Raw genomic sequence first — 4,127 nt, 5'->3', positions numbered from 1 at the left:
CGCTCAGCCCGAGTAGGGCTTCGCCGCGAGGATCTTCACCGCGGCCTTCTTGCCGTTCGGCAGTTCGTACTCGGCGTCGTCGCCGACCTTCTTGCCGTTCACGCCGACGCCCAGCGGCGACTGCGGCGAATACGTCTCGATGTCCGCGCTCGCGTACTCGCGCGACGCCATCAGGAACGTCAGGGTGTCGTCCTCGTCGCCGTCGAAGGCGATCGTGACGACCATGCCGGGCTCGACGACGCCGTCGTCCGCCGGGGCCTCGCCGACCTTGGCGTTGTCCAGGAGCTGGGTCAGCTGGCGCACACGGAGTTCCTGCTTGCCCTGCTCCTCCTTGGCCGCGTGGTACCCGCCGTTCTCCCGCAGGTCGCCCTCCTCGCGCGCCGCCTCGATCTTCTTGGCGATCTCGGTGCGCGCGGGACCAGACAGGTACTCCAGCTCGGCCTTGAGCTGGTTGTACGCCTCCTGGGTAAGCCAGGTGACGTTGTCGCTGGTCTGGGTCACAGGTGCTCCTCGTAGGTACTGGGAATACAAAGCATCGCCCTACCCACAAGGATGTACCCCCATGGGTGGGCGAAACCACGAGCCTAACAATTCCGGCGGCAAAGGGGGAGGACAAAGGCCTCGGTAAATACAGAACCCCTGCTCAGCGAGGGGTTCGGGGTGTCACGCGGCGTTGCAGCCCATCAGCTCGGCGCTCGTCGCCTGCCGCGTCGTACGGATCTTCACGACCTCGTCGACGCGGTTCTCACCCTCCTGGCCGATCGCCACGTCCAGCCGGCCGACCTCGGCGCCGTCCTCCGCGAGGGCCCGCACCGTGCAGCTGCCGGCGGCCCCCGCGTCCTTGCGGACCTCGAGATGGACCTGGACCTCGTCGGCGCCCTCCATGACGTCGAACTTGATCACCTCGGCGCTGATCCGCGTACCGGCGACGTAGTCGTAGCCGAACCAGCCGACGGCAGCGAGCATGCAGGCGCCGAGGACGGCTCCCACGATCCTCAGCTTGCGGTCCGCGCGCTCGTCCGCCGTGCGCCCGTAGCGCCCCTGCGGAAGCTTTTCGCCGACAGCCGCCATGATCGTTCCTTTCGAGAGCCGGAGGCAGGAATTTTCCGTCCGCCGATTCGGTCACTATAGAAGTTGCACGACGCGACTATTCATTGAGGATCGAGTCTTGACTGAGCAGCTGCGACTGATGGCCGTGCACGCCCACCCCGACGACGAGTCGAGCAAGGGCGCGGCGACGATGGCCAAGTATGTGTCCGAGGGGGTGGACGTGCTGGTCGTGACCTGCACGGGAGGCGAGCGCGGCTCCATCCTCAATCCCAAGCTCCAGGGCGACGCCTATATCGAGGAGAACATCCACGAGGTACGCAGGAAGGAGATGGACGAGGCCCGCGAGATCCTCGGGGTCAAGCAGGACTGGCTCGGCTTCGTCGACTCCGGCCTGCCGGAGGGCGACCCGCTGCCGCCGCTCCCGCAGGGGTGCTTCGCCCTCGAGGACGTCGACAAGGCGGCCGGTGAGCTGGTCCGCAGGATCCGCGACTTCCGTCCCCAGGTCATCACGACCTACGACGAGAACGGCGGCTACCCGCACCCCGACCACATCATGACCCACAAGATCACGATGGTGGCCTTCGAGGGCGCGGCCGACCGGGAGAAGTTCCCCGAGTCCGAGTACGGGCCGGCCTTCCAGCCCCAGAAGCTCTACTACAACCAGGGCTTCAACCGTCCCCGCACCGTCGCCCTCCACGAGGCACTGCTCGAGCGCGGTCTCGAGTCGCCGTACGGCGAGTGGCTCGAGCGCTGGAAGGAGTTCCAGCGCGCGGAGCGGACGCTGACCACGTACGTTCCCTGCGCCGACTTCTTCGAGACGCGTGACCGGGCGCTGATCGCGCACGCCACGCAGATCGACCCGGAGGGCGGCTGGTTCCGCGTCCCCATGGAGATCCAGAAGGAGGTCTGGCCGACGGAGGAGTACGAGCTCGCGAAGTCGCTCGTCGAAACCTCCCTCCCCGAGGACGACCTCTTCGCGGGCATCCGGGACAATGCCTGACATGAGCGCAAGCGCACACCTCGCAATGACGCACATGGCCACCCTCGCCAAGGAGCTCGACGAGAACAAGGTCACCCCGGGTGTCCTCGGCTTTCTCGTCTTCGCGGCGCTGGCTGTGGGCGTGTGGGCCCTGATGAAGTCCATGAACCGCCACATGGGCCGGGTGAACTTCGAGGAGGCCCCCGACCCGACGGCCACCTCGGACGCCGGCCCCGCGAAGCGGACGGGCTCAGCCTCGGCCTGACGCGTCACCCCTGGGCCCGGACCGCGCCGGCGGACCGGGCCCACGGGTGTGTCGCCTACTGGCGGCCCGCCTCCACCGGCACCCCCATGACCTCCCGCGCGTGCCGGTTCGGGACCAGGCCCAGCTGCCACGCCTGCCAGCCGTCCTCCAGGCGCACCCCGCGTTCCAGCATCACCGCCAGCGCCTCCGCGCAGTCCTCCAGCTTCGCGTCACGCGACGCGTGCCCGGCTGCCATCAGACGCGACAGCTCCTCCTGGGCCACGACCGTGCCGACCTCGATGCCGCCGGGCGAGGCGTACGGCAGCAGGGTGCAGCGCAGGAAACGCGCCCAGTCGCCGCCGCGCTCGTCGCCGTACGAGGCGAACAGGGCCGCCGCCTCGTCGCACAGCTCCAGCGCCTGCGGCGCGCGGCTGTTCCCGGCGTCGATCATCGCCAGCTCCAGGCACGTCCACGCCTCGCCGTGCGCGACGCCGATCCGGGCGAAGTCCGCGCGGGCGTCGACGAGGAGCTGGCGGGCGAAGCCCGAGTTGCGCAGGCTGCCCGTCCTGGCCGCGAGCTGGTCGCGGGTGACCCGTCCCGAGTGATGCCGGGCGCAGGCCAGCCCGTACACGTCCCGCATCCGGGAGAACATCGTCCGCGCCCGCTCCAGCTCCCGTACCGCCTGGTCGCGGTCACCGGACTCCTCCAGGGCCTGGCCCAGGTAGTACAGGGTCCACGCCTCACCGCGGGCGTCCTCGTTCTCGCGGTGCCTGGCCAGCGCCCGGCGCAGGTCGTCCACCGCGGGCGCCGGGTCGCCGTCGACGAGCCGGGCACGCGCCAGCTGGGTCAGCGCCCATGCCTCACCGCGGCCGTCCCGGGTGCGGCCGTACAGGTCGAGGGCCACCTCCAGGGCCGTCCGGGCGGCGGGCACGTCGCCCGTGCGCAGGAACACCTGGCCCAGCTGGAACTGCGACCAGGCCTCGCCGTGCAGGGACTCGCCCTCCCGGTGCAGCGCCAGCGCCCTCTCCAGCAGCCGCAGCGCCTCCGCGAGATTCGCCCGGTCGCGCTCCACGGCGGCCAGCGCGTGCAGTGACCAGGCACGGTCCTCCGCCTGCTCCTGGGAGTCCTGCAGCGCGATCGCCTCGTGCAGCTTCGCCGCCGCCTCCGTGAGGTTGCCCTGGTGGTGCAGGGTGATCCCGAGCGAGCACAGCGCGAGCGCCGCACCGGCGTCGTGGTGCGCCTCCCGGTACAGGCCCACCACCGACGACAGCGTCGTACGCGCCTTGTCCAGCTCGCCGAGCTGCCGGGCCGCGATACCGGTACGCCAGCGCACGGAGCGCTCCAGCAGACCCTGGTCCACGGCCTGGGTGAGCTCGCTGATCTCGCCCAGCCGGTACAGGTCCCCGCGCAGCAGGCAGTAGTCGCACAGCGCGCCCAGCAGCCCGAGCACGGCCTGCTGGTCCACACCCTCCGCGTGCCGCAGCGCCGAGGTGATGAAGCTCGACTCGTCGTCCAGCCAGCGCAGCGCCGCGTCCAGCGAGGGGAAGCCGTAGGCCCCGAACTGCCCGGCTCTCGTCGACATCTTGCCGTCGACCATCCGGATCACCGCGCCGGCCAGCTCCGCGTAGTTCCGGATCAGCCGCTCCTGCGCCGCGCCGCGGTCGGCGGCGTCCTCCTCGTCCATGAGCCGGTTCCTGGCGAAGCGGCGCACCACGTCGTGCAGCCGGTAACGCCCCGAGCGCACATGGTCGATCAGCCCCGCCTCGGCGAGCGCCGCCAGCAGCCGCTTCGCCTCCTTCTCGTCGGTGGCCAGCAGCGCCGCGGCCGCCGCCGGGCCGAGCGCGGCCCGGCCCG

Annotated in this window: 5 protein-coding genes; 2 read left to right on the top strand and 3 right to left on the bottom strand. The window is 70.7% G+C overall.

Translation table 11 applies throughout. The features are described from left to right. Positions 1-3 precede the first annotated feature (3 nt). Together greA and ACWGH4_RS32345 are read right to left on the bottom strand one after the other, a co-directional pair. On the bottom strand, positions 4-501 hold the full coding sequence (gene greA / locus ACWGH4_RS32350; RefSeq protein ID WP_005312833.1) for a transcription elongation factor GreA: 498 nt from the start codon (positions 499-501) through the stop codon (positions 4-6). Positions 502-663: 162 nt separating this feature from the next. Next, positions 664-1,071 (bottom strand): DUF4307 domain-containing protein, encoded by a 408-nt coding sequence (locus ACWGH4_RS32345; protein ID WP_453467140.1) that lies wholly within the window; start codon positions 1,069-1,071, stop codon positions 664-666. 97 nt (positions 1,072-1,168) lie between these two features. Between ACWGH4_RS32345 and mca the strand changes: the two genes are divergently transcribed. Then, positions 1,169-2,050 (top strand): mycothiol conjugate amidase Mca, encoded by an 882-nt coding sequence (gene mca, locus ACWGH4_RS32340; RefSeq protein WP_441263891.1) that lies wholly within the window; start codon positions 1,169-1,171, stop codon positions 2,048-2,050. Beyond that, positions 2,043-2,294 (top strand): hypothetical protein, encoded by a 252-nt coding sequence (locus ACWGH4_RS32335; protein WP_453467138.1) that lies wholly within the window; start codon positions 2,043-2,045, stop codon positions 2,292-2,294. The genes mca and ACWGH4_RS32335 overlap by 8 nt, the downstream gene beginning before the upstream one ends. A gap of 55 nt (positions 2,295-2,349) precedes the next feature. Here ACWGH4_RS32335 and ACWGH4_RS32330 read toward each other — a convergent pair. Further along, on the bottom strand, positions 2,350-4,127 hold a 1,778-nt coding region (locus ACWGH4_RS32330; RefSeq protein WP_453467136.1), incomplete at its 5' end, for a tetratricopeptide repeat protein.

This window comes from Streptomyces sp. NPDC054847 (assembly GCF_053610925.1).
The sequence above is the reverse complement of the archived record's forward strand: the minus strand, read 5'-3'. Positions and strand labels throughout refer to the sequence as shown.